The sequence below is a fragment of the Variovorax sp. Soil_C_39 genome (assembly GCF_057656815.1).
In genome coordinates this window covers 447,913-472,626 of sequence record NZ_JBDGJQ010000001.1, presented here as the reverse complement: position 1 = coordinate 472,626, position 24,714 = coordinate 447,913, and the positions used below count along the sequence as shown (strand labels likewise).

Here is a 24,714-nt window from a genome sequence, read left to right as displayed (position 1 = left end):
GAGGAATCGTTCATGTGTGGAATCGTCGGCGTTGTCAGCAACGCACCCGTCAACCAGCTGCTCTATGACGCCTTGCTGCTGCTGCAGCACCGCGGCCAGGACGCGGCGGGCATCGTCACCCTGCTCGAACGCAAGTTCTTCATGCACAAGGCCAAGGGCATGGTGCGCGACGTGTTCCGCACGCGCAACATGCGCGCGCTGCCGGGCGCGGTGGGCCTGGGCCAGGTGCGCTACCCGACCGCGGGCAATGCCTACAGCGAGGAAGAGGCCCAGCCCTTCTACGTGAATGCGCCGTTCGGCATCGTGCTGGTGCACAACGGCAACCTCACCAACGCCCACGCGCTGCGTGCGGAGCTGTTCTCGACCGACCACCGCCACACCAACACCGAGAGCGACTCCGAAGTGCTGCTCAACGTGCTGGCGCACGAACTCGAGCGCGCCTCGCGCGGCGTGCCGCTGAATCCGGCCGAAGTGTTCGCCGCAGTCAAGAACATGCACAAGCGCCTGCGCGGCTCGTACGCGGTGGTGTCGCTGATCGCAGGCCATGGCCTGCTCGCGTTTCGTGATCCGTACGGCATTCGTCCGCTCAGCATGGGCCGCAGCGCCGACGGCACGGTAATGGTGGCGAGCGAATCGGTCGCGCTCGAAGGTTCGGGCCACACGTTCGAGCGCAATATCGCGCCGGGCGAAGCCGTGTTCATCGACCTGCAGGGCAACGTGCACTCGATGCAGTGCGCCGAGGCGCCCACGCTCAACCCCTGCATCTTCGAGTTCGTGTACCTCGCACGGCCCGACTCGGTGCTCGACGGCATCTCGGTCTACCAGGCGCGCCTCAACCTCGGCGAGACGCTGGCCAAGCGCGTGGTGTCCACCGTGCCGCCGAACCAGATCGACGTGATCATCCCGATTCCGGAATCGAGCCGCCCGAGCGCCACGCAGCTCGCGCACCTGCTCGGCATTCCGTACCGCGAAGGCTTCGTGAAGAACCGCTACGTGGGCCGCACCTTCATCATGCCGGGGCAGGGCGTGCGCAAGAAGTCGGTGCGCCAGAAGCTCAACGTGATCGCGAGCGAGTTCAAGGGCCGCAACGTGCTGCTCGTCGACGACTCGATCGTGCGCGGCACCACGAGCCGCGAGATCGTGCAGATGGCACGCGACGCCGGCGCGCGCAAGGTCTACCTCGCCAGCGCCGCGCCGCCGGTGCGCTACCCCAACGTCTACGGCATCGACATGCCGACCAAGGACGAGCTCGTGGCGCACGACCGCACGGTCGAGGAGATCCGCGAGCTGATCGGCTGCGACGCGTTGATCTACCAGGACGTCGACGCGATGAAGCGCGCGGTCATGAAGGGTTCGCCGGGCACTGCCGGTTCGCCGGGCGTCGCGCTCGACGGCTTCGATGCCTCGTGCTTCGACGGCGTGTACGTGACGGGCGACATCGACACCGATGCCATCACGCGCATGAACGGCAACCGCCCACGCATCGAAGAGACCGAAGAAGATTCGTCGCGTCTCGCGCTTCCCAATCACAGCGAGTGAGGGCGTGAAATGACCGATGAGCGCCCCCTTCCGCCCGGGCTGCATCCCGACACGCTCGCGCTGCGCACCGGCCTGGCGCCGAGCCAGTACGGCGAGCATTCCGATGCGCTGTTCCTGACGAGCGGCTTCCTGCAGCCCGACGCCGAGACCTCCGCGCGCCGCTTTGCCGGCACGGAGCCCGGCTTCACGTATTCGCGCACGTCGAATCCCACGGTGACGAGCTTCGAGCGGCGCATCGCGGCGCTCGAGGGCACCGAGGCGGCCATCGGCGCATCCACCGGCATGGGCGCCATTCTCATGATGTGCATGGGCCTGCTCAAGGCTGGCGATCACGTCATCTGCTCACGCTCGGTGTTCGGCTCCACGCTGAACCTGTTCGGCAAGGAGTTCGCCAAGTTCGGCGTCGAGACCACCTTCGTCTCGCAGAGCGACGTGGCGCAATGGCGCGCGGCCCTGAAGCCGACCACCAAGCTCCTTTTCGCCGAGACCCCCACCAATCCATTGACCGAGGTCTGCGACATCCGCGCGCTGGCCGACGTGGCGCATGCCGCGGGGGCGCTGCTCGCGGTCGACAACTGTTTCTGTACGCCGATCCTCCAGCGACCGGCATCGCTCGGCGCCGACCTCATCATCCATTCGGGCACCAAGCACCTCGACGGCCAGGGCCGCGTGATGGCCGGCGCGATCTGCGGGCCGTCGAAGCTCATCGACGACGTATTCGGGCCTGTGGTGCGCACCGCCGGCATGGCGCTTGCGCCGTTCAACGCGTGGGTCGTTCTCAAGGGCATCGAGACGCTCGGCATCCGCATGAAGGCGCACTGCGCCAACGCGCTCGACGTGGCGCAGTGGCTCGAAAAGCAGCCCGGTGTTGCGCGCGTGTATTACCCGGGCCTTGCATCGCACCCGCAGCACGAACTCGCGATGCGTCAGCAGTCGGGGCTCGGCGGCGCGGTGGTGTCGTTCGACGTGGTCGGCGACACGCCCGAGACCGCGCGCGCCAATGCATTCCACGTGATGAACAGCACGCGCGTGGTGAGCCTTGCCACCAACCTCGGCGATGTGAAGACCATCGTCACCCATCCGGGGACCACCTCGCACGGACGCCTCACCGAAGTGCAGCGCCAGGCCGCCGGCATCGGTCAGGGCCTGATCCGCGTCGCCGTCGGTCTCGAGCACGTCGAGGACATCAAGGCCGACCTGGCACGCGGCCTCGGCACCCTGACGGGTTTCGCACAATCAACAACAACGACATGACCGCCAAAGTTCGCACCCGCATCGCTCCGTCGCCCACGGGCTTTCTTCACCTGGGCACCGCGCGCACGGCGCTCTATTCGTGGGCCTATGCGCGCCACCATGGCGGCGAGTTCGTGCTGCGCATCGAGGACACCGACGTGGCCCGTTCCACGCAGGATTCCACCGATCAGATCCTCGCGTCGATGCACTGGCTCGGCCTGGACTACGACGAGGGTCCGATCTACCAGATGCAGCGCCTCGAGCGCTACCGCGAAGTCGTCGCGCAGATGCTCGCGGCCGGCACGGCCTACCACTGCTACTGCACGCCGGCCGAGCTCGACGAGATGCGCGAAGCGCAGCGCGCGCGCGGCGAGAAGACGCTGTACGACCGCCGCTGGCGCCCGGAGCCCGGCAAGGTGCTGCCGCCCGTGCCCGAAGGCGTGCCGCCCGTGGTGCGCTTCTGCAACCCGCCCGAAGGCGACGTCAGCTGGAACGACCTCGTCAAGGGCGAGATCACCATCAACAACCGCGAGATCGACGACCTCATCATCCTGCGCCCCGACGGTGTGCCCACCTACAACTTCGCGGTGGTGGTCGACGATTGGGACATGAACATCACGCATGTGTTCCGCGGCGACGAGCACATCAACAACACGCCGTGGCAGATCAACATCTTCCGCGCGCTCGGCGCGCCGCTGCCGCAGTTCGGCCATGTGCCGGTGATCCTCGGCGATGACGGCCAGAAGCTCTCGAAGCGCCGCGGCGCGGTGAGCGTCACCGCCTACGAAGACAACGGCTACCTGCCCGAAGCCATGCTCAACTATCTGGCGCGCCTCGGCTGGAGCCATGGCGACGACGAGCTGTTCACGCGCGAGCAGATGGTGAGCTGGTTCGACGGCTCGCACCTCTCGAAGAGCCCGGCGCAGTGGGACGCGGCCAAGCTCGCCTGGGTGAATGCGCAATACATCAAGGCCAAGCCCGACGACGCGCTGGCGCCGCTGGTGGCCGCTCAATTGAAGAGCAAGCGCGGCATTGAAGCTGATGAGCGGCTTGTCGCCATCTGCGCGCTCTTCAAGGACCGCTGCGAAACCACCGTCGCGCTGGCCGACTGGGCCGCGGCCTTCTATGCCGACGTGGCGCCGAGCGACGCCGACCGCGCGCAGCATGTCACCGACGCGGTGAAGCCCGCGCTCGCCACGTTGGCGGATAAGCTCGCAGCGCTCACCACGTGGGACAAGGCGGCGATCGCCGCGGCCATCAAGGAAGCCCTGGCCGCGCATTCGCTCAAGATGCCCGTGTTGGCCATGCCGGTGCGCGTTCTCGTGATGGGCACACCGCAGACGCCGTCGCTCGATGCAGTGCTCGCCATCTTTTCTCAAGAAAAAGTGATCGAGCGTTTGAAAGCGGCGTAAAACTCGGTCTATAATCTGAGGCTCGACAGCGACAACAAGGCAGTTCTGAAAAGAAAAGCCCGACGGTCAAGATGGGGGTATAGCTCAGCTGGGAGAGCGCTTGCATGGCATGCAAGAGGTCATCGGTTCGATCCCGTTTACCTCCACCATCAAAGTGTCGAGTAGGTTAGAAGTGCTGATCGCAGCACGTCCAAGGTTTTGACCCTATCGTCTAGAGGCCTAGGACACCACCCTTTCACGGTGGCTACCGGGGTTCGAATCCCCGTAGGGTCGCCAGTTTCACGCAAGTGAAACCGGCACGAGTTGTCAACACTCGGTTCCGCAAGGAGCGAACGTTGTCTACCAGGAGTGGTAGTTCAGTTGGTTAGAATACCGGCCTGTCACGCCGGGGGTCGCGGGTTCGAGTCCCGTCCACTCCGCCAAACACAAGCCCCTGTAGCAGCTCTGCTACAGGGGCTTTTTGTTGTCTCGATTCAACTCCCTCCAGCGGCCCGACAACGTTCGGACCCAACCGATCAGCGCGCAGGATCCATGCGCAGTCGGTACGCCACGCCATCACGGCCGGGGTCGGCGCCGCCGTGCAGGCCATCGGCCTGTACCTGCACGCCGTGCACCCAGCCGATGGTGTAGTTGTACGGGTTGCGGCCAACGGCGTAGCCCTGTGCTTCCAGTGCGCGCGTGGTCGAGCGCGGAATGCGGTTGCACACGTCGATGGCGTTGCTGGTGGACGAGAAGCGTGGCGCCGACACGGCAGCCTGCATTTCCATGCCGTGGTCGATCACGTTGAGCAGCACCTGCAGCACGCCCATCGCGATCTGCGTGCCACCGGGGGCGCCGAGCACCACGTCGAGTTCGCCGTCCTTGAAGGTCATGGTGGGGCATGACGAGGTGAAGCGGCTCTTGCCAGGCTGGATGCTGCCTGCGCGGCCCGGGCGCGGGTCGAACACGCCCATGCAGCCGTTGTACAGGAAGCCCATGCCCGGGGTGATGATGCCCGAGGGCATGGCCAGTGAGTGGGTCAGGGAGACGGCATTGCCGTCGGCGTCCACCACGCTCAGATGGGTGGTGTCGCGCGGCACGAGAGCGCCGGGGTTCACGCGTTCCACGTCGAAGCGATGACCCGCGCGGATCTGCTCGGCCACATCACGGGCCATGTCCTTGGACAGCAACTGATCGAGCGGCACGTCGAAGAACTTCGGGTCGCCGATGCAGCGGTCCTTGTCGATCGTGGCTTTCTTCATGGCCTCGCACAGCGTCTGCAAGTAGGCGACGCTGTTGTGCTCCAGGTTCGCCAGATCGAAGTGCTCGAGGATGTTGAGCATCTCCAGCAGCATGGCGCCGCCACCCGGGGGCTGGTTGGTCGTGATGGTGCGGTCGCGGTAGCGGCCCACCAGCGGCGCGTTGCGCTGCACCTGGTACCGGGCCAGGTCGTCGCGCGTGATCAGCGAGCCCAGCGACTGCAGGTGCGCCACCATCTTTTGCGCCAGGTTGCCCTGGTAGAACGGGCGCGCGCCTTCCTCGGCAATCTGGCGCAGCACGGCGGCCATGCCTTCGTTGCGCAGCGGCGCACCGATGGGCTTGGGGCGGCCGTCGGGGCGGCAGTACAACTGGCGGCTGTCCTCGCAGTACTGCAGGCGCTCTAGGTTGCCGACGCGGCCCATGCTGGGCTCGTCGATCCAGAAGGCGTGCATGCCGGGACGCACAAAGTAGCCGTCCGCCGCCCATCGGATGGCGGGCTCCACCACCTGCCGCCACGGCAAGCGACCGTGCGCCTGGTGCATGGCCTCCAGGCCCTTGAGCGTTGCCGGCGTTCCGATGGACTGGGGGCCGATGTCGTTGACGCGGCCCTTGAGGATGAAGCCGAAGCCATCCCTGGTCTCGCCCTCCAACAGGTGCTCCCACATGTCTTCCCTGGCCGCCAGCGGCGCGGGCGAGTGGAAGTCGAAATATTCATGCACCTGAGCACCGGGCAGGTACACGGCGGCAGTGCCGAAACCCGCGATGCCGCACATCAGCGGGTCCACCACCGTCTGGGCCAGCGCGGTGGCTACCGCAGCATCCACCGCGTTGCCGCCTGCGCGCAGGATGTCAATGCCGGATTCGGCGGCCTCCGGCTGCGGACAGACCACCATGGCTTCTTTTTTCATGGCTTATTTGGCGCTGAGATTCAGCGCCTCGAGCGTAGGCCCCCAGGCCTTGGTATCACGCGCCGCCGTTTCCATGACCAGCGCGGAAGGGCCGGACATGGGGATCACGCCCATGCTCTTGAGCTTGGCCTGCACGTCGGGACTCTTGTGGAAGGCTGCCGTCGCCTTGTTGAGCTTTTCCACAATGTCGGGCGGCGTGCCGGTGCGTGCCACCACCGCACTCCAACCCATGTTGTCAAAGCCCTTCACGCCCAGCTCGCCAAGGGTGGGCACATCGGGCAGTTCAGGGGTGCGCTGTGGCGACAACACGGCCAGCGGATTGAGCTTGTGGTTCTTGATGTGGGGCAGGGCAGTGCCATACACCGGTGCCATCACTTCGGTCTGCCCACCGATGGTGGACAGGATGCCGTCGGCCTCGCCCTTGTAAGGGATGTGGGTCATCGAAATGCCCAGAGCATTGGCCATCAGTTCGACGGCAAGATGAGTGGAGTTGCCCAGGCCGGCGGATGCGAAGTTCAGCTTGCCGGGTGCCGCCTTGGCTTTTTCCGTCAAATCTTTGAGCGTCTTGATGCCCGTGGCTGGATTGGCCGACAGCACGAACGGCACGGTGGTCAGCATGGTCACGCCAACAAAATCCTGCGCTGGGTTGTAGGGCAGCGGCTTGTAGGTGAATTGGTTGAGCACCATCAGCGACACGCTGCCCAGCAGCAGGGTGTAGCCATCGGCGGGCGCATTCAACGCGCTCTGTGCGGCAATGATGCCGCCCGCACCGGGCTTGTTCTCCACCACGATGGTGGCGCCAATGGCCTTGCCTGCGTGTTCGGCCCACATGCGTGCGATCGTGTCGCTGCTGCCGCCAGGGGCCTGCGATACGACCAGGCGCACGGGACGGCTGGGATAGGAGGTTTGCGCGTACACGGTGGTCGCCGCGGTAGCCGCGACCGCGGCACCCATCAGGATCTTGTAGACGTTCGTGATTGCTTTGGACACAGGGATTCCTCCGGGGCTTGTCATGAAAGATGAGGTAATTTTCATGACAAAGGCAGCCATCTACCTAGTGAAAATGCAAAATGGATATATGAAGGTTTACTCATGATTGAACGTTCAGAAGGCCTTTCCTGGGCGCGGGGCATCAAGGTCCGGCATCTGGAATCCTTTCTGGTTCTGGACGAGGCGGGCACGCTGACCGAGGCGGCGGCGCGGCTTCACATGACGCAATCTGCCATGTCGCACTGGCTGACAGAACTGGAACGCGTGGCGGGTACGCCGCTGATGGTGCGCGGGCGCAAGGTGCAGTTGACGCCTGCGGGGCATCTGCTCAAGCGGCTGGCCATCACCGTGCTGGGAGATATCGTGCGTACCGGCCGCGAGATGCATGCGGTGGCTGCGGGGCGCGTGCCGCGTCTGAACGTGGGCAGCGTCTGGGCAGGCATCGCCGGCGGCCTGCCCGAAGCCGTGACCGCGTTCCAGCAGCGCCATGTCGATGTGGCCGTGTCCATCCACGACGGGCTGTTCGACGACCTGCTCAAGGGCCTGGACACGCGTGCCATGGATGCCGTGATCGGCGTGCTGGATGCAAGGGCGCACAAGCCGCAGCTGGCGCATCACGTGCTTTTCGACGACCAGGTGAGCATCGTCATCGGCCAGGGCAGCAAGCACTGGGACAGCAAGCAGCCGCCGGGCTTTGCCGACGTGCTGCGCGAGCAATGGGTGATGCCGCCCCTTGGTACGCTCACTCGCATCCAGATGGACGCCTATCTCATCGAGCAACAGGCATCGTGGCTGGTGCCCAAGGCAGAAACCGCGTCGCTGGCCATGATGCAGGCACTGCTGCAAAAGGGCGACTATGTCGGCGTGTGTGCGGAATCCATGGCGGACTACATGGCCTCGCTGGGGCTGTTCAGGAAGATCGCCCTTGATTCGAACATCCGCTTCGGCCCGATCACCGTGGTGTGGAACCGCGAACACGTCTCAGCCACACTCATGGATTTCATCGCCTGCCTGAGGGCGCATGCGCGGAGCTTGCCTGCCGCGCCAGTGCTGGCGCCGCTCAGCGCGTAGCCGCCGCACCAGCCTGTGCCGGAGCTCGCCTACGGACGCTTTTGCCTAGGCGACAGCGCCGCCAACGTCCTCTTCGCGCTGTGCAGCAAGCCGCGTCGCGCGGTCGGCAACTGCGCCTTGGTGTCGCCCGGCGCAACGATCTCGAACGCCGAGGGCGCCGCGAGTTTTTCGGCCAGCACGTCGCGCGGCCTCGTCAGTCCTTCGAAGCGGGCGTTCGAGATGACGTGCACCTGCAGGTGGCGATGCAGCGACTTCGACAGCTTCTGGCAGGCCGCCGCCATGGCCGCGCGGTCGGGCATGACCGCGCCATGCACGACCAGAAGCTCGACGGTGCTGTCGTGCGCGTCCTCGCCCAGGATGAAGGCACGCACGACCGCGTCCTTGAACTTGGCGCGCAGCATGGCGCGGATCGGTTCGGCCGCGGCGAATGACTTCAACGCGATGCTGCGCAGCTCGCGATGGAACACGAACGAACGGTCGAGCGTGACCGTGGCCGTGGCCGGCGCATCGGGTTCGCCTTTCTGCCTTGCGAGGATGCCGCTCTCGACGAGGTGTTCGATCGTGCGCTCGACCTGGTCGGGCGCGAGCTTCGTGCGCCGGGCCAGTTCGCTCGCCGCGTGCGGCTGGTCGGGGGCGGCGTAGACGACCTGCAGCAGCTTCTGCACCGCGGGGGACAAGAGAAAATCTGCAGCACTCACGGGGGCGGCTCGTTCATTCGTGGTTCGTTAGGTTTCAGGGGAGCCGCGATTATGAAGTTGACGCCGAGGCGCCCCGCACCCGTCAGGCCGCACTCGCCATTCGCCCGCGCCTGGCGTCCGTGCTGCCCAGCCTCGCCTGCAGTGCGGCCAGCAGTGCGAGCACCGGCAAGCACAGCTCCAGGACCTCCTCGAAGCTCAGCATCAGGTACGCGGACTGCGCAGATGCCGAAGAAGGAATCTGGTCGAGCACCAGCGCGGCACCGACCACCGCGCCGAAGGTGATCAGCGTCATCGCTTCGGGGCGCCAGCGGGACCAGGCGCGCAGTGGCCCGCGCTGCAACCATGCGCGCCGCGCGAGCCATGCGCCGGCGACGGCGACAGGCACGAACACCGCGAGCGTCGCGGGGCCGCGCAGCAGATGCGCCTGCGCATCCAGATGCGCCAGCAGCCAATGCGCCTCGCGCGCCGCGAAGCCGAGCAGCACGACGCAGACCGCCGCGCGGTCCCACTGCGACATGGCTTCGACGCGCACCAGCAGAAAGCACAGCGCCGCGAGCAGGTACAGCTGGATCGTTCCGTTCTCGATCGGTCCGTTTTCCTCCAGCATCGACGGGCCGAACGCATGCGGCGTCTGGATGCCGATCCAGGCGGCCGCCGCAATGAACATCAGCACCACGCAAGGTGCCGCGCCACCGCCCGCGAGCCGCCGCAGCGGATTCGCCAGCAGGCTGGCGCAGTCGCGCGGTGCGAGCCGCGCCGCCACCGCCCGCGCCGCGCACAGCGCGGCAGCGATGCCCGCGCCCAGCAGCGCGCCGGCGGCGATGTCGAAAGGAAAATGGACGCCGACGTGGATGCGCGCCCACCCGGTTGCCGCGGCCACTGCGAGCAGGAACAGCCCCACGTCGCGCAGCGGACGCCGCCACAGCAGCATGAAGGCCATGGTGAACATCACCGTGGCGTGCGTGCTCGGCAGCCCCGCGCGCACGCCGTGCGGCACGTGCGCCGGGCTGAGCCCGACCATGAAGGGCCGCGGCATGCCGATGGACGCCGCGATCTCGTGCGCGATCAGCGAAGCCGCGCCGCCGGCCGCGAGCACGGTGAGAAGTTGGCCGCGTTCTGATGCACGGCGCCAAGCCACCCAGGCGAGCACGGCCGCGCAGGCCCACGAGGACCACAGCGCGATCGCCGAGGCAAGCTGCAGCAGCGTGGAGGGCGGGGAAAAGCCGGCTGCGAGCGCCTCGAAGAGCGCGAGATTCAGTGAATGCATCCTTTGGTTTGCTTTCGTGGCACGTTTCGGAGCCGCCTTGGGAGGCGACTTTGTTAACGAATCGTACGACGATACAACCTCGCGACGCCGGGGTGCCGGCCACGCGAAACGCAACACCTTGTGTGGATGCGCCCGCCAGCAGACCGGCGCCGCTGCTAGGCCAGCGCCACGGCCTCGATCTCCACCTTGAAGCCGAAGTGCAGCGGCCCCGTGGGCACGATGGCGCGCGAAGGCCGCGCCGCGCCAGCCCATTGCGCATACACCGCATTGAAGGCCGGCCAGTTGTCGACCGTGTCGAGGTACACGCGAACCTGCACCAGCCGGTCGATGCCGCTGCCGGCTGCCCGCAACGCGGCCTCGACGTTGTCGAGCACCTGGCGCGCCTGCTGCTCGAACGGGGCGTCGCCCAGCCGGGTGCCGTCGGGTGCGATCGGCAACTGCCCCGAAACGAAGACGAAGCCGTTGGCCACGGTGGCGTGGCTGTAATGGCCGCCGGGCGTCGGCAGGCCCGGGGGCGCGACGTAGCGCGGGCGCACGGGTTCACCAGCCATGGACGCGGCTCCATGCGGCGAGCGTGCCGTCCTGCGACAGCGCGTGGTACGCGGGGAACTGGGCGCCCGTGGCACAGGCGTGGTTGGGCAGGATCCGCAACTGCGTGCCGATCGGCAGCCGCTGCGCAATGTCGGTGTCGGGCGCCCCTTCGCGCGACAGGATGCCGTGCTCCTGGTTGGCGCCGCTCAGCACGTAGCCTTCGAGCACCTGGCCGTCGAGGCTGCAGGCCAGCCCGTAGCCGAAGTCGTGCTTCTGCTTCTGCGTGCCGCGGTCGCGGCTCATCGCCATCCAGCCCGCATCGACGATGGCCCAGCCCTTGTCCACCTGATGACCGATCACGGTCGTGAGCACGCTGAGCGCGATCTCGTCGGTGGTGCAGACGCCGACGTTGTGCATCACCAGATCGAACAGCACGTAGACGCCTGCGCGCACTTCGGTGACGCCGTCGAGCCGCTCGGCGGAGAGTGCGGTCGGGGTCGAGCCCACGCTGACGATCGGGCAGGGCAGGCCGGCAGCGCGCAGGCGCTCGGCGGCACGCACGCAGCCCGCGCGCTCCTGCTCGGCCATGGCGGCCAGTGCCGCGGGTGTGTCGAGCTCATAGCTGGAGCCCGCATGCGTGAGCACGCCGCCCAGCCGCATGCCGCCCGCCGCGAGGGCGTCGCCCACCGCGAGCAGCGCGGCCTCCTCGGGCTTGATGCCGGAGCGGTGGCCGTCGGTGTCGATCTCGATCCACACCTCGAAGGCCTCGTCGTGCGCGCGGCCGAACTCTGCGATGACGCGGGCCGAGTCCACGCTGTCGGTGATGATCTTGAGGTCGCAGCCCTGCCGCCGCAGCGCCAGTGCCTGCGGCAGCCGGTGCTGCGCCATGCCGACCGCATAGAGGATGTCCGTCACGCCATCGGCGAAGAACTGCTCCGCCTCCTTGAGCGTCGACACGGTGATGCCCTGCGCGCCCGCGGCCAGCTGGGCCCGTACGACGGGCGTGCACTTGGTGGTCTTCACATGCGGGCGAAAACGCATGCCGAGCGCCTGCATGCGCGCCTGCATGCGCGCGATGTTGCGCTGCATGCGCGGCAGGTCGATGAGGGCGGCGGGCGTGCCGAGCGGGAGGGTGCCGGGTGGGGTCTGCATGGCTGTACTGTAGGCAATCCGGTGGAGGAGGTGGTTGAACTGAATTGATTCAATCGTTAACTCCGACTGAATGATGGCGGTCGGCGGGGCCAACGATTCCAGGCCGTCGCGACTTCGCGTAGGCGGTCTTCCCAAGCCGCTTTTGGCGCGGCTTGCCGGACGTAGCATGGAGAAGCCGAAGAGGCGGCCGGCCGCAAAAAGCGCCCGGCTTTTCCCATCATGTCAGTCAAAGAAGAGGAGAGAACGCCATGCCATCCATTCATTTCCGCAGCCTTGCCATTGCATGCGCCGTCGCGGTCGGCGGCGTCGCCGTCGTGGGCTGCACCACCACGCGCCCCGACGACAAGTCCAGCGCCATGTCGTCGCGCGCTTCGATCGATGCGCAGGTCGACGCCGCGCTGTCCAAGCTCTACAACTCCGCGAAGGGTTCACGCGAACTGGTCGCCTCGTCGAGCGGCGTGCTGGTGTTCCCGGCCGTGGTCGGTGCGAGCATGGGCGTGGGCGCCGAATACGGCCGCGGCGCGCTGCGCGTGAAAGGCAGCACGCAGTCCTACTACAGCACGACGGCGGGCTCGATCGGCTTCCAGGCCGGCGCCCAGTCGAAGGCGGTGATCTATGTGTTCACCAACCAGGCCGCGCTCGACAAGTTCCGCAACAGCAAGGGATGGACGGCCGGTGCCGACGCCACAGTGGCGGCCGCCAACATCGGCGCCAACGGCAGCATCGACACCAACACGATGCGCCAGCCGGTGGTGGGCTTCGTGCTCACCAACGTGGGCCTCGAGGCCGGTGTCTCGCTCTCGGGCGCGAAGATCACCGAGATCCGGCTGTAGTCCTTAGCTGGCGGTGGCCAACTGCGCCTGCAGTTCGGCCACCTGGCGGCGTAGCGCTTCGTTCTCGGCCGTGAGTTCGGCCACGCGCTGCGCCAGCCTTTCGAGCGGGTCGGCCTGCGGCGCAGGCTGATCGCCGGACGCGTCGCTGTCGCCGGCGGCTTCTTCGCGGGGCTTGCGCCTGGCTTCGCGCACGCGCTTCGCGGCCTGGCGGAGTTCGTCCTTCCCCGCACTCGCCGCGGACACCTGCTCCTCGGCCGGCAGCGTCGCCACCGCGGCCGCGGTGTTGATCGAGATCATCCCCGACTTCACCGCCGCCACGAGCTCGGGCGCGGCCTGCTTCTGAATCTTCTCGATCATCACCACCTGGTTGCTGCTGAGCCGGGCGGCACGCGCAATGGCTTCGCGGCTGTTGAGCGGCGCGGGCGGCGGCAGGGCCGTGGTGGGCTCGGCCGAGGGCGGCGTGTCCCCGTCGAATGGTGCGTCGTCGGGCGACGCCGTCTCGGCCGCCGCACGCGCGCGGCGGTTGTCGACAATGTCCTTCTTGCGCAGCGCCAGCACGCCGCGCAGGAAGTCGGAGATGCTGCGCCGGCCCAGGTGCTGGTCGATCATCCAGAGGTGCACGTCCTCGATGGTCTTGAAGCGCGTGTTCTGCACCGTCTGGAACGGCAGGCCGTGCTTCTGGCAGATGCCGTAGCGGTTGTGCCCGTCCACCAGCACGTCGCCCCACAGCACCAGCGCATCGCGGCAGCCCTCGGCCAGGATGCTGCGTTCCAGTGCTTCGTATTCCTCCGGGGCCAGGGGATCGATGTAGGCTTTGAGTTCTTCGTTGACGACGATGTTCATGCGGGGAGGAGCGGGCAAACCGGGAGGCAAAGGGGCGGAATTCTAGAGGCCCGGGCGCGGGGGCGTCGGCCCAGGTTCCGCGCCAAGTGAACAGATCCCGCGCTCAAACGTCTGGTTGAACGGGTGCCGCGCCCCACGCGCCTGTTCTTGTTCAACCGCCCGAGGATCACAGATGTCGACGAATCGCTTCCACCGCGAAGCCCATGCCATGCGCCGCCTCGATTCGCCGCTGCCCACGGGCATCGAGGTCTACCGCCTTGATCTCGACACGCAGTGCGACGCCGTGGCGGCCCGGCAGACGCTGACTGCCGCCGAGCGCGCCCGGGCCGACCGCTTCGCAAGAACCGCCGACCGCGTGCGCTTCACGGCGGCGCGCGCCGCCTTGCGCGAGCTGCTGGCCGAGCGCGTGGGCTTTGCGCCGATGGCGGTGCCGATCGCGATCGACGCGCACGGCAAGCCCTTCGTCGACCTGCCCGGCGCGCCGGTGCCACCGTTCAACGTGTCGCATTCGGGCGCCCATGCGCTCATCGCGCTGGGCGATGCGCGCACCGTGCACGCACTGGGGGTCGACATCGAGCAGTGCAGCGCAGGGTTCGACGTCGAGGCCATCCTTTCGATGGCTTTCACGGCGCGCGAAGCCCGGGAGGTGCGCGAAGCCACCGACCCGCTGCAGGCGCTCCACATGCGCTGGGCCGCCAAGGAAGCGCTGCTCAAGGCCGTGGGCGTCGGCATGGCCGAGCACCTGCAGTCGGTCGGCATCCACCCTGGCGATAGCGAGCGCTTCGCCCTCGAATGCGCGGTGCCCGCGTGGGGCTGTTTCGAAGCCATGGCGCTCGACGCGCCGGCCGGTTATGCCGCCGCTCTCGCTTGGCATCGGGGAACACCCGACTGAACACCGGCGCACTTCGTCCGTCTACCCAAAGAGAGGCATGCGTAGGCATGGCCGGTCCGGCCGAGGACCGTGTGCGCGCGCCGGGCGAAGGCCTGGCTGCATGAAGGAGGCTGCGAATGAAACACGACAAGATTCGTCCGTCCGAAGACGCCGCGTTCCAGGCCGCCTGGCGGCTCTTCTGCACGCTGCATGACGCACCTTCGCGCGAGCGCGCCGAAGCGCTGGTCCGCTGGCTCGGCACGGCGCCGCAGAACGTCTGTGCGCTCGACGAGGTGCTGACCCTGTGGGCGCTGTCCGGTGCAGCGCTGCTCAGGCCCTCGCGTGCCGAACCCCGGTGCGGGCGCGGCCGGCTGCAGTGAGGCGAACGGCGCGCCGCCGCGCCGCTGCCCCTCAACCGCGCTTCGGAATAGCCAGCCCCCTGCCCACAGCCGGCCGGGCCACGAACGCGTCGAGTGCACGCGCCACGTTCGGAAACTCGTCGAAGCCCACGAGCTCGCGCGCCTCGTAGAAGCCCACGAGATTGCGTACCCACGGGAAGATGGCGATGTCGGCGATGGTGTAGCGCTCGCCCATGACCCAGTCACGGTCCGCAAGGCGCCGGTCGAGCACGCCGAGCAGGCGCTTCGATTCGGCCACGTAGCGGTCGCGCGGGCGCTTGTCCTCGTAGTCCTTGCCGGCAAACTTGTTGAAGAAGCCGAGCTGGCCGAACATCGGTCCGATTCCGCCCATCTGGAACATCAGCCACTGCACGGTCTCGTAGCGCGCCGCCGCGTCTGTCGGGATGAACTGGCCGGTCTTGTCGGCCAGGTAGAGCAGGATGGCGCCCGACTCGAACAGCGCCAGCGGTTGGCCGCCCGGTCCGTCGGGATCGAGGATCGCGGGAATCTTGTTGTTCGGATTGAGCGAAAGGAACTCGGGCGACAGCTGGTCCTGCGTCTCGAAGTTCACCAGGTGCGGCTCGTACGGCAGCCCGGTTTCTTCGAGCAGGATCGACACCTTCACGCCGTTGGGCGTGGGCAGCGAATAGAGCTGCAGCCGGTCCGGGTGGCGCGCGGGCCACTTGCGGGTGATGGAAAAGCTGGAAAGGTCGGACATGGTGATTGGTGCAGGGGAGTGACGACGCCAGTGTAGATCGCACCAGCGCGTCGCTCTTGCCGGCCTAGGGCCCGCGCCTCAGAACCGCGCCTTCAGGAAGGCCGAAGGCCCATGCATCTTGACCTTGAGGCGGGTCTCCGCCGTGCGGCTTTCGCGCGAGAGGTCGATGTTCGTCACGCCATAGGCAAACACGAGGCCGACGTTCTTCACCGGGAACCACTCGACCCCGGCCGAAGCGTTGTAGATGTTGCCGTGGAAGCGGCCGCCGCCCTTGCGCACGCCCGAGACGTCGGCGAAGAGCCGCAGGTCGGGGCTGATCGCGTGCCGTACGCCCAGTTCGAGCAGCGGCGCGATCGCGTCGTCGCTGCCGCCCTCGTTGATGGTGCCGACGCGGCCATTGACCGCGACGATCGCGTTCGCGTTGCTGTCGATGCGGTAGTAAGCGGCGCCCGCGCCGAGGCCGAACACGGTGTTGCCCGAGCCCATCCACCACTTGTACGAAAGCTTGGCGAACTCGAGCTTGACGTCGATGTTGGCATTGCCCAACGCATTGACCGTGCCGAAGCCGCCGATGGATTCGCTGCCCGCAGCCTGACCGAAGTAGTCGCGCTTGTAGCGGTAGTAGTCGAACGAGAAACCGTGGTTGTCGCCCAGGAGCATGTCGGCCGTGATGCGCGGCATGGTCACACGGCCGGGCTCGAGGTCGCGCGTGCGCAGCGTACCGCTGTAGGCCGAAGTGACCGATGCATTGAACTTGGGTTCGGCGCTGAAGGCACCGACCGAGAAACTGAAGCGGTCGAGTGCAGGCGACGGCTCGGCCCACGCAAGGGCGGGTGCACAGAGAAAGCCGACACCGGCCAGTGCGCCCAATGTCGTCAGCCGGGCAGGGTTGGCGAATGGGTGGGAGCGGAGCAACAGCATTGAATGAAATCCTTCGACAGGCAAATAAAAGGCCTCGGGCCCGCGTGCTGCTTCATGCACGCGATGCTGCCGGGCAACGCTCCCCTTTGAATGCCTCCAGGCTACCGGCGCTTGCCGAGGTACCCCATGCGCAGTTTGCCGTTGTGTATGTAGGACGTTGTCGACCCACGCCCCAGGACGAGCAAGAAAGTATCAACGTGGCCGCGAAGGCGATGCTGCGGCACCGGGCCAGAGCTTCACGAGTCCCGTCGACAGCGCCACGCCGCAGACGATGACCGCCGCGCAGATCAGCATCCACTGCGTGATGTTCTCGCCGAGGAACACCGCGCCGTAGAACACCGCGAACACCGGCACCAGGAAGGTGACGGTCAGTGCCCGCGCCGGGCCGGCGTTGGCGATCAGGCGGAAGAACAGGATGTAGGCGAGGCCGGTGCACGCAATGCCGAGCGCCAGCAGTGCGAGCCAGGCGCGCAGGCTCGGCATCTGCGTGGGCCAGAACCACAGCGCCGGCAGCGCGAGAAACAGCGTCGCGCCGATCTGGCTGCCGGTGGCCGTGGCGAGAGCGGGCACGCCGCCGAGGAAGCGCCGCGTCGCGCTGGCGGCCACGCCATAGCTCGCGCAGGCCCCAAGGCACGCCAACACCGCCCACAGCGCCGCATGGTTGTCGGCACCGGCATGCAGGCCGGCGCTGCGGCTCGCGAGCATGGCCACGCCGGCGAAGCCGATGACGAGGCCCACGATGCGCGAGCCGTCGGGCCGGTCGCGAAACCAGGCCCAGGCCACGAGCGCGCCGAACATCGGCACCGTGGCATTGAGCACCGCGGCCAGGCCGCTGTTGATGGTCAGCAGCGCAAAACAGAACAGCGCGAACGGAATGCCCGAATTCAGCACGCCGATGGCCATCGACGCCTTCCAGTGCGTGGCGAGCGCGGGGCCATGGCCGCGAATGAACAGCAGCGGCAGCAGGAACAGCGTCGCCACACCGACGCGAACCGCCGCGGCGGGCAGCGCGCCGAATTCCGCCGCGCCGATGCGCATGAACAGGAACGAGGCGCCCCACAGCGCGCCCAGCAGCACGAGGTCGACGAGCCATCCCTTGGGCCGGGTGGCGGGGTTGGGCGCGGTGTCGTTGTTCGTTGTGCTCATGGGGCGTCGAATATCGCACGGCTCGCCCGTTCGAGCTCGAGCAGCGCGGTCTTGCGTTCGAGGCCGCCCGCGTAGCCCGTGAGCGAGCCGTCGGCACCGAGCACCCGGTGGCAGGGCACGATCACACTGATCGGATTGCGCCCGACCGCCGCGCCGACCGCACGCACCGCGGCCGGGTTGCCGACATGTGCGCTCAGCGTGCCGTAGCTCAGCGTCTGGCCGGCGGGAATGTTGCGGAGCGCTCGCCACACGCTCTGCTGGAACGCGGTGCCATGCGACAGATCGAGCGTCACGTCGAAGCTGCTGCGCCGCCCCGCGAAGTAGTCGCGCAGCTGCGCGCCCGCCTCGACGAGCACCGGATGGTCGTCGCGTGTCTGCCAGCCCGTGGTGTCGGGCCAGTGGCGCTGCTGGTCGAACCAGACGCCCGCGAGGCCCTGGTCGGTGGCTGCCATCGTGATGCCGCCGAGCGGCGTGTCGATGTGCGAGGTGTAGATGGTCTTGCTCTTGAACTTCATGGCGTTTCAGGCTGCGGGGCCTGCCGTTGAGGGTTGGCTGTCGAAGGAAACTGCGGCGCCGGCCGAAGGCGGCGCGGCTGGCGTTGGCGCATGCCAGGCGCGCAGCACCGCATAGCTGCGCCAGGGCCGCCATGCCTGCGAAGCCTCGCTCGCGGCGCGCGCGGTACCCACGCCGAGCGCCTTCTGCAGCGCGATGTCGCCGGCCGGGAACGCGTCGGGCCAGCGCAGCGCGCGCATCGCGATGTACTGCGCAGTCCAGTCGCCGATGCCGGGAAGCGCCTGCAGCGCGGCGATGGTCGACGGCACGTCGGCGCCTGCATGCAGCGCGAGCCGGCCCGCGGCCACTTCGCGCGCGATGGCCTGCAGCGCCGCCTGGCGTTGCCGCACGATGCCGAGCTGGCCGAGCGCATCGCCGCTCGCGGCCGCCAGCGCGGCGGGCGTGGGGAACAGCCGGTCGAGGCCCTCGATCGGCGTTGCCAGCGGTTCGCCGAAGGCCTCGACCAGCCGCGAGCCGAGCGTGCGCGCCGCGGCCACCGTGACCTGCTGGCCGAGCACCGCGCGCACCGCGAGTTCGAAGCCGTCGAGCGTGCCGGGCACGCGCAAGCCGTCGCCGTGCGGAAAAGCGCCGTGCAGCGTGGCGTTGATCGCCATCGGCTCGGCATCGAGGTCGAACATCGCACGCGCGCGGCTGATGACGATCGGCAGCACCGCGGCGAGCGACTCGCTGACCGACAGCAGCATCTGCTCACGCTCGGTGTCGAAGCGCAGCTGCAGCCAGCCCGCGTGCGAGCGCGTGCCGTGCTGCACGCGCAGGGTGCGCGCGAGCCGCACGAACGCCGGCGTGTCGGCGCCCTTGGCGGGCGCCTTGCCGTCGACGGTCGTGGCGGCCTCGACGCCGCGCAGCGCACGCCGCGCGAAGAAGCCGAGCATCGCGTGCACGTCGTAGGGCGGGCGATAGCCCAGCCGCACCTCGATGGCCTGGCCCTCGCCGCTCTCGGCGCCGCCGGCTCGCCGCAGCGCGCTCGGGTTGAGCCCGTAGTGCGCGAGGAACGCGGCATTGAAGCGACGCACGCTCGCGAAGCCGCTCGCCAGCGCCACCTGCGTCATCGGCAGCCGGGTGTCGGCAATCAGCTGCTTGGCGGCCAGCAGGCGGCGCGTCTGGAGGTACTGCAGCGGCGAGACGCCGAACTGCACCTCGAAGATGCGGCGCAGGTGGCGGTCGCTCACGCCGAGCCGAGCGGCAATCTGCGCGGCGCCGGGGCCTTCTTCTGCCCAGGCGTCGGGCTCGTCGATAAGCCGCGCGGCCTGCAGCGCGAGGATGCGCGAGGCGTCCTCGGTCGACCAGCTCGCCGCGCGGGGCGCGAGTTCGGGCCGGCAGCGCAGGCAGGGGCGGAAGCCCTCGGCCTCGGCCTGGGCCGCGTGACGGAAGAAGCGGCAGTTCTCGCGCCGCGGCAGCTTCACGCGGCACACCGGCCGGCAGTAGATGCCGGTGGAGGTCACGGCGGTGAAGAAGCGGCCGTCGAAGCGCGCATCGTGCGTCTTCATCGCGAGGTAGCAGGCGTCGCTCTCGAGCGTGTCGGCGGATGCAGGAAGGTGGGGCATGAACGGATGATATGGTTTCGACTGGTTTCAACTGGCCGTTTTCGGACATCTGGGTGCGGAAGCGCTTGCCTACAATGGCCGGTCTTCCAAACCGACAGGACCGTCTCTTCATGCAACTCAGTGCGTCGATCTTCAAGGCCTACGACATCCGGGGCGTGGTGCCGGTCACGCTCGACGCCGAGGTCGCGGAAGCGCTCGGTCGGGCCTTCGGCAGCGCCGCCCGCGCCGCCGGCGAAACGGCCGTGGCCGTGGGCCGCGATGGCCGCCTTTCGGGGCCGGCGCTGTGCGAAGCACTGATCAAGGGGCTGGTGGCCACGGGCGTCGAAGTGATCGACGTCGGCGCAGTGACCACGCCCATGCTCTATTTCGCGGCCCACACGCTCTGCCGCAGCGGCATCCAGGTGACGGGCAGCCACAACCCCAAGGACTACAACGGCTTCAAGATGGTGCTCGCAGGGCGCGCCATCTACGGCGACGAGATCCAGGGCCTGCGCAAGGTCATCGAAGACGGCAGCGCGAAGCTCGCGCCCGGCGGCAGCGTGCGCAAGGTCGACGTGACCGAGGCCTACACCGCGCGCATCGTGGGCGATATCCGGCTCGCACGCCCGCTCAAGATCGTGGTCGACTCGGGCAACGGCATCGCCGGCGCGTCGGCGCCCGCCATCTTCCGCGCCATCGGTTGCGAAGTGACCGAACTCTTCAGCGAGGTCGACGGCGACTTCCCCAACCACCATCCCGATCCGAGCAAGCCCGAGAACCTCAAGGACCTGATGGCCGCACTGGCCGCAGGCGACGCCGAGCTGGGCCTGGCCTTCGACGGCGACGGCGACCGCCTTGGTATCGTCACCAAGGACGGCCAGAACATCTTCCCCGACCGCCAGATGCAGCTCTTCGCGCAAGACGTGCTGTCGCGCGTGCCGGGCGGCACCATCATCTACGACGTGAAGTGCTCGCAACGCCTCGGTCCGGCCATCGAGGCCGCCGGCGGCAAGCCGATGATCTACAAGACCGGCCACTCGCTGATCAAGGCCAAGATGAAGGAAATCGATTCGCCGCTCGGCGGCGAGATGAGCGGCCACATCTTCTTCAAGGAACGCTGGTTCGGCTTCGACGACGGCACCTACGCGGGCTGCCGGCTGCTCGAGATTCTCAGCAAGACGCCGAACGCGAGCGATGCGCTCAATGCACTGCCCACCAGCTTCTCGACGCCCGAACTCAACGTGAAGTGCGCCGAAGGCGAGCCGCATGCGGTGGTCGAGAAGCTGGTGGACATCGCCAGTTTCGCGGCGCCCGCGGTGGTCTCCACGATCGACGGCCTGCGCGTCGACTGGCCCGACGGCTTCGGCCTGATCCGCGCCTCCAACACCACGCCGGTGCTGGTGCTGCGCTTCGAGGGCCAGACCGACGCGGCGCTCGACCGCATCCGCGACGAGATGCTCGCGCTCCTCAGGACCGTGAAGGCCGACGCGACGCTCGCCGAAGCGTCGCATTAGGCCGGACAGACCGTGCGTTCGTTGGCGCTGCGCCTCTACGGCCTTTTCACCACTGCTGTGCAACCGCTGGTTCGCCGCAAGCTGCGGCGGCGTGCGGTGGCCGAGCCCGGCTATGCCGTCGCCGTGGAGGAGCGCTTCGGCCACTATGACGAGGCGGTCACCGGCGAGGCCCAGTGCTGGGTGCATGCCGTATCGTTGGGCGAAACGCGCGCGGCCGCGATCCTGATTGCGGAATTGCGGCGGCAGTATCCCGGCATTCCGATCCTGCTCACGCACGGCACCGCTACCGGCCGCGAAGAGGGCGCCAAGCTGCTCGAGCCCGGCGACACGCAGGTCTGGCAGCCGTGGGACACACCGGGTGCCGTTGCGCGCTTCCTCGACCGCTTTCAGCCGCGCATCGGCGTGCTGATGGAGACCGAGGTCTGGCCCGTGATGGCCGCCGCCTGCAAGGCGCGGCGCATCCCGCTGGTGCTGGCCAATGCGCGCCTCAACGAGAAATCGCTGGCCGCCGCCGAACGCCTCTCGTGGCTCGCGCGGCCTGCATACTCGGCGCTGGCGGCCGTGTGGGCACAGACCGAGGCCGATGCGCACCGGCTGGTTTCACTGGGCGCCAAGGTGGCCGGCATCTACGGCAACCTCAAGTTCGATGCCGCGCCCGATGCGCGCCAGCTCGCCACGGCCGTCAAGCTGCGCGAGCACCTGCCCAAGCCGATGGTGATGCTCGCGAGCTCGCGCGATGGCGAGGAACGCATGTTGCTCGAGATGCTCAAGCGCTTCGGCGCCACCGAACCCGTGCCGCCCGAGCAGGGCGCCGTCCGTTCCATCGCGCGGCGCGTGCACGAGGTGCAATGGATGATCGTGCCGCGCCATCCGCAGCGCTTCGACGAAGTCGCCGCGCTGATCGAGGCGCAGGGCTTCGCGGTGGCACGCCGCAGTGCGGCGGGCGCGCCGGTCGATGGGGAGATCTGGCTCGGTGACTCGCTCGGCGAGATGGCGCTCTACTACGGCCTGGCCGATGTCGCTCTGCTCGGCGGCAGCTTCGAGCCGCTCGGCGGCCAGAACCTGATCGAGGCGGCGGCCTGCGGCTGCCCCGTGGTCATGGGGCCCTCGACTTTCAACTTTGCCGAGGCGGCCGAGCTGTCGCTTGCAGCTGGCGCCTCGCTGCGCGTCGAGGGAATGGAGCAGGCGGTGACCGCCGCGCTCAAGTTGGTCGAGAACCCTGAGCGCCGGGCCACCATGGCCGAAGCGGCGCTGGGTTTCTCGTCGGCCAACCGCGGCGCCGCCGAGCGCACGGCTGCGGCGGTGCTGGCCATCGCGCAGGCGGCCGACCCGGCGGCAGGCGCCGACGCACCGATCGACGGCGAGTCCGAGCGCGCGGAGCCGACGCTCGACTGATGCGCCGGTGCCGGCGTATCAGCGCACCGGCGGATTCAGGATCACCGGCGGCGGCGGTGCCGTCGGCATGGCGGGCGGCGGCGGATTGAAGGGCTGCACCGGCACCGGCGGCACCACCGGAACGCGCGGCGGCGCGACCGGCGACGAGGGCGCAGTGGTCGGTGGCCGTTCACCAAGTGAAGACGGCGCCGCGGACGTGCTGCCGTTCGTTGCCAGCGTGGCATTGATCGCGTCGAGGTCGCCGACCGTCAACGTGCCATTGGCCTGTCGCAGCTGCAGGTGCCCCAGCAGCACGTTGTAGCGCGCCTGGGCCAGGTCGCGTTTGGTCTGGAACAGCTGGCTCTGTGAATTGAGCACATCGATGTTGATGCGCACGCCCACCTGGTAGCCCAGCCGATTGGCATCGAGCGCGCTCTGGCTCGAGGCCTCGGCCGCCTCGAGCGCCTTCACCTGTCCGGCCCCCGACACGAGCCCGAGATAGGCCGCGCGCGTGGCCTGAGCCACGCTGCGGCGCGTGCCCTCGAGCACGCTGCGCGACTGGTCTTCGAGCGCGAGCGTTTCCTTGACGCGGTTCTCGGTGGCGAAGCCCGCGAACAGCGGCAGGTTGAACACCACGCCCACCGTGGCGGCATTGATGCGCGTGCCCACGGTGCTGGTGCTGGTACCGTCGGGGTTGCGCGTGATGTTGTAGCCGAGGTTCGCATCCAGCGTGGGCTTGTGGCCCGCCTTGGCCTTCTCGGTTTCCAGCCCCGCCACGTCCACGCCGAGCTGCGCCTGGCGGATGGCGGGGTGCGCCGCTTCAGCCTGCGCCACCCAGGCCTCGATATTGGCCGGCGTGGCCGTCGGCAACGCCACGGGCTGCGCAAGCGGCACCGGCACGCTGCCCGGGCGGCCGACGAGCTGGTCGAGCACCACCTTCTTCACCTGCAGGTCGTTCTCGGCCGCGATCTCCTGCGCGATGACGAGGTCGTAGCGCGCCTGTGCCTCGCGCGTGTCGGTAATGGTCGAGGTGCCGACCTCGAAGTTGCGCTTCGCCGATGCGAGCTGTTCGGCCACGGCCGTTTTCTGCGCCCGCACCAGCGCGAGGCTGTCCTGGCTCGCGAGCACGTCGAAGTAGGCCTGGCTCACGCGAACGATCAGGTCCTGCTCGGCCTGCGTGAACACCGCCTCTGCAATCTCGGCCTGGCGCTTGCCCTGCTCGTAGGTGGCCCAGGCGGCGGGGCGGTAGAGTGGCTGCGTCGCATTGATGCCGATGTTCTGCGTGCTGAAGTCGCGCGGCGTGGTGTTGCCGCGGCCGGCACCGGTGAGCGTGTCGATGTCGATGTTGCTGCGGTTCACGCCGGCCGTGAGCCCGACGGCCGGAAGGATGCCGGCCCTGGCCTGCGCGGCGCGCGCGAGATTGGCTTCGTACTGTGCGCGGGCGCCCTGGTACGAGGCGTCGAAGCCGCGCGCGGATGCGTAGAGTTCGTTCAGTGTCTGGCCCTGGGCCGGCAGTGCGAGCAGCGTGGCAAAGAGCGTTGCGAGTGCTGCGGAAAGAGGCAGGAGCCTGGGCCTGGCGGGCATTGAACGTCCTTGAAGAAAATGTCGATCAGTAGCGTGGCACCGACGGGTCGTGCTGCGCCGACCAGGCGTCGATGCCGCCCGCCACGTTGGCGAGTGCTGCAAAGCCGTTCTGGCTCAGGAACGCGGCCACGCGCTGGCTGCGCGCGCCGTGGTGGCAGAGGCAGGCGATGCGCTGGCCCGGGTCGAGCTCGGAGACCCGTGCGGGGATCTCGTTCATCGGAATGGCGACGAGCGTGAAGCCCTGCTGCGGCGCGACGCTCGCGGTCTGCAGCTCCCAGGGCTCACGCACGTCGAGCAGCACCGGCGGCGCGTCGGGGTTCTGCGCGAACCAGGCGGCCAGCTCGGCGGGGCGGACTTGATCGATCATCGGATGGCC

23 protein-coding genes and 3 tRNA genes are annotated in these 24,714 nt (G+C 68.2%); 12 read left to right on the top strand and 14 right to left on the bottom strand.

Annotated features, from left to right (window positions below):
• Positions 1-12 precede the first annotated feature (12 nt).
• From purF to AC3A6J_RS02205, 6 genes are all read left to right on the top strand, one after another.
• Entirely contained in the window at positions 13-1,539 is a 1,527-nt protein-coding gene (purF, locus tag AC3A6J_RS02230) for an amidophosphoribosyltransferase (RefSeq protein WP_487858260.1), read from the top strand.
• A 9-nt stretch (positions 1,540-1,548) separates the two neighbouring features.
• Positions 1,549-2,793, top strand: a complete 1,245-nt coding sequence (locus AC3A6J_RS02225) for an O-succinylhomoserine sulfhydrylase (protein ID WP_487858259.1) — start codon at positions 1,549-1,551, stop codon at positions 2,791-2,793.
• Positions 2,790-4,184 (top strand): glutamate--tRNA ligase, encoded by a 1,395-nt coding sequence (gltX, locus tag AC3A6J_RS02220; RefSeq protein ID WP_487858258.1) that lies wholly within the window; start codon positions 2,790-2,792, stop codon positions 4,182-4,184. The genes AC3A6J_RS02225 and gltX overlap by 4 nt, the downstream gene beginning before the upstream one ends.
• Positions 4,185-4,257: 73 nt before the next feature.
• Positions 4,258-4,333 (top strand) — tRNA-Ala (locus AC3A6J_RS02215).
• 51 nt (positions 4,334-4,384) lie between these two features.
• Positions 4,385-4,460, top strand: a tRNA-Glu gene (locus AC3A6J_RS02210).
• 69 nt (positions 4,461-4,529) lie between these two features.
• Positions 4,530-4,606: transfer RNA gene (locus AC3A6J_RS02205), tRNA-Asp, on the top strand.
• A 93-nt stretch (positions 4,607-4,699) separates the two neighbouring features.
• On the opposite strand, the gene ggt is transcribed toward AC3A6J_RS02205, so the two are convergent.
• A complete protein-coding gene (ggt, locus tag AC3A6J_RS02200; protein ID WP_487858257.1) occupies positions 4,700-6,331 on the bottom strand; it encodes a gamma-glutamyltransferase in 1,632 nt (543 codons plus the stop codon).
• Positions 6,332-6,334: 3 nt separating this feature from the next.
• Positions 6,335-7,321, bottom strand: coding sequence for a Bug family tripartite tricarboxylate transporter substrate binding protein (locus tag AC3A6J_RS02195; RefSeq protein WP_487858256.1), 987 nt, complete (start codon positions 7,319-7,321; stop codon positions 6,335-6,337).
• Between the two features lie 102 nt (positions 7,322-7,423).
• Between AC3A6J_RS02195 and AC3A6J_RS02190 the strand changes: the two genes are divergently transcribed.
• Positions 7,424-8,392, top strand: a complete 969-nt coding sequence (locus tag AC3A6J_RS02190) for a LysR family transcriptional regulator (RefSeq protein WP_487858255.1) — start codon at positions 7,424-7,426, stop codon at positions 8,390-8,392.
• Between the two features lie 29 nt (positions 8,393-8,421).
• On the opposite strand, the gene AC3A6J_RS02185 is transcribed toward AC3A6J_RS02190, so the two are convergent.
• The 4 genes from AC3A6J_RS02185 to AC3A6J_RS02170 all read right to left on the bottom strand — a co-directional run bounded on the left by AC3A6J_RS02185 (position 8,422) and on the right by AC3A6J_RS02170 (position 12,040).
• Entirely contained in the window at positions 8,422-9,090 is a 669-nt protein-coding gene (locus AC3A6J_RS02185) for a helix-turn-helix domain-containing protein (protein ID WP_487858254.1), read from the bottom strand.
• A gap of 82 nt (positions 9,091-9,172) precedes the next feature.
• On the bottom strand, positions 9,173-10,357 hold the full coding sequence (locus tag AC3A6J_RS02180; RefSeq protein ID WP_487858253.1) for a phosphatase PAP2 family protein: 1,185 nt from the start codon (positions 10,355-10,357) through the stop codon (positions 9,173-9,175).
• 155 nt (positions 10,358-10,512) lie between these two features.
• Positions 10,513-10,908: a RidA family protein gene (locus AC3A6J_RS02175; RefSeq protein ID WP_487858252.1), complete on the bottom strand. Its 396-nt coding sequence runs from the start codon at positions 10,906-10,908 to the stop codon at positions 10,513-10,515.
• On the bottom strand, positions 10,898-12,040 hold the full coding sequence (locus tag AC3A6J_RS02170) for a DSD1 family PLP-dependent enzyme (RefSeq protein WP_487858251.1): 1,143 nt from the start codon (positions 12,038-12,040) through the stop codon (positions 10,898-10,900). The genes AC3A6J_RS02175 and AC3A6J_RS02170 overlap by 11 nt, the downstream gene beginning before the upstream one ends.
• A 248-nt stretch (positions 12,041-12,288) precedes the next feature.
• On the opposite strand from AC3A6J_RS02170, the gene AC3A6J_RS02165 reads away from it, so the two are divergent.
• Entirely contained in the window at positions 12,289-12,873 is a 585-nt protein-coding gene (locus tag AC3A6J_RS02165) for a BPSL1445 family SYLF domain-containing lipoprotein (RefSeq protein WP_487858250.1), read from the top strand.
• A 3-nt stretch (positions 12,874-12,876) separates the two neighbouring features.
• Here the strand turns inward: AC3A6J_RS02165 and AC3A6J_RS02160 are convergent, their stop codons facing one another.
• Positions 12,877-13,716: a plasmid replication/partition related protein gene (locus AC3A6J_RS02160; RefSeq protein ID WP_487858249.1), complete on the bottom strand. Its 840-nt coding sequence runs from the start codon at positions 13,714-13,716 to the stop codon at positions 12,877-12,879.
• Positions 13,717-13,888: 172 nt separating this feature from the next.
• Between AC3A6J_RS02160 and AC3A6J_RS02155 the strand changes: the two genes are divergently transcribed.
• Complete coding sequence (locus tag AC3A6J_RS02155; protein WP_487858248.1) at positions 13,889-14,608, top strand: 4'-phosphopantetheinyl transferase family protein; 720 nt, start codon at positions 13,889-13,891, stop codon at positions 14,606-14,608.
• A gap of 116 nt (positions 14,609-14,724) precedes the next feature.
• Positions 14,725-14,967 (top strand): hypothetical protein, encoded by a 243-nt coding sequence (locus AC3A6J_RS02150; protein WP_487858247.1) that lies wholly within the window; start codon positions 14,725-14,727, stop codon positions 14,965-14,967.
• Positions 14,968-14,998: 31 nt separating this feature from the next.
• Here the strand turns inward: AC3A6J_RS02150 and AC3A6J_RS02145 are convergent, their stop codons facing one another.
• The 5 genes from AC3A6J_RS02145 to AC3A6J_RS02125 all read right to left on the bottom strand — a co-directional run bounded on the left by AC3A6J_RS02145 (position 14,999) and on the right by AC3A6J_RS02125 (position 19,887).
• Positions 14,999-15,703, bottom strand: a complete 705-nt coding sequence (locus AC3A6J_RS02145; RefSeq protein ID WP_487858246.1) for a glutathione S-transferase N-terminal domain-containing protein — start codon at positions 15,701-15,703, stop codon at positions 14,999-15,001.
• A gap of 78 nt (positions 15,704-15,781) precedes the next feature.
• Positions 15,782-16,624, bottom strand: a complete 843-nt coding sequence (locus AC3A6J_RS02140; protein ID WP_487858245.1) for a hypothetical protein — start codon at positions 16,622-16,624, stop codon at positions 15,782-15,784.
• A 192-nt stretch (positions 16,625-16,816) separates the two neighbouring features.
• Complete coding sequence (locus AC3A6J_RS02135) at positions 16,817-17,770, bottom strand: DMT family transporter (RefSeq protein WP_487858244.1); 954 nt, start codon at positions 17,768-17,770, stop codon at positions 16,817-16,819.
• A complete protein-coding gene (locus AC3A6J_RS02130; RefSeq protein ID WP_487858243.1) occupies positions 17,767-18,285 on the bottom strand; it encodes a methylated-DNA--[protein]-cysteine S-methyltransferase in 519 nt (172 codons plus the stop codon). The genes AC3A6J_RS02135 and AC3A6J_RS02130 overlap by 4 nt, the downstream gene beginning before the upstream one ends.
• A gap of 6 nt (positions 18,286-18,291) precedes the next feature.
• The gene (locus AC3A6J_RS02125) at positions 18,292-19,887 is read right to left on the bottom strand and encodes a DNA-3-methyladenine glycosylase 2 family protein (protein ID WP_487858242.1); all 1,596 of its coding nucleotides are present in this window, start codon (positions 19,885-19,887) and stop codon (positions 18,292-18,294) included.
• A 110-nt stretch (positions 19,888-19,997) separates the two neighbouring features.
• Here AC3A6J_RS02125 and AC3A6J_RS02120 point away from each other — a divergent pair, with 110 nt between their 5' ends.
• Both AC3A6J_RS02120 and AC3A6J_RS02115 read left to right on the top strand, forming a co-directional pair.
• Positions 19,998-21,380, top strand: a complete 1,383-nt coding sequence (locus AC3A6J_RS02120; protein ID WP_487858241.1) for a phosphomannomutase/phosphoglucomutase — start codon at positions 19,998-20,000, stop codon at positions 21,378-21,380.
• Between the two features lie 12 nt (positions 21,381-21,392).
• The gene (locus tag AC3A6J_RS02115) at positions 21,393-22,775 is read left to right on the top strand and encodes a 3-deoxy-D-manno-octulosonic acid transferase (RefSeq protein ID WP_487858240.1); all 1,383 of its coding nucleotides are present in this window, start codon (positions 21,393-21,395) and stop codon (positions 22,773-22,775) included.
• Between the two features lie 18 nt (positions 22,776-22,793).
• Here AC3A6J_RS02115 and AC3A6J_RS02110 read toward each other — a convergent pair whose 3' ends face one another.
• Both AC3A6J_RS02110 and AC3A6J_RS02105 read right to left on the bottom strand, forming a co-directional pair.
• Positions 22,794-24,338: a TolC family outer membrane protein gene (locus AC3A6J_RS02110; RefSeq protein ID WP_487858239.1), complete on the bottom strand. Its 1,545-nt coding sequence runs from the start codon at positions 24,336-24,338 to the stop codon at positions 22,794-22,796.
• A 25-nt stretch (positions 24,339-24,363) separates the two neighbouring features.
• Positions 24,364-24,705 carry a rhodanese-like domain-containing protein gene (locus AC3A6J_RS02105; RefSeq protein WP_487858238.1) on the bottom strand — a complete coding sequence of 114 codons (342 nt, stop codon included), beginning with the start codon at positions 24,703-24,705 and terminating at the stop codon, positions 24,364-24,366.
• Positions 24,706-24,714 lie beyond the last annotated feature (9 nt).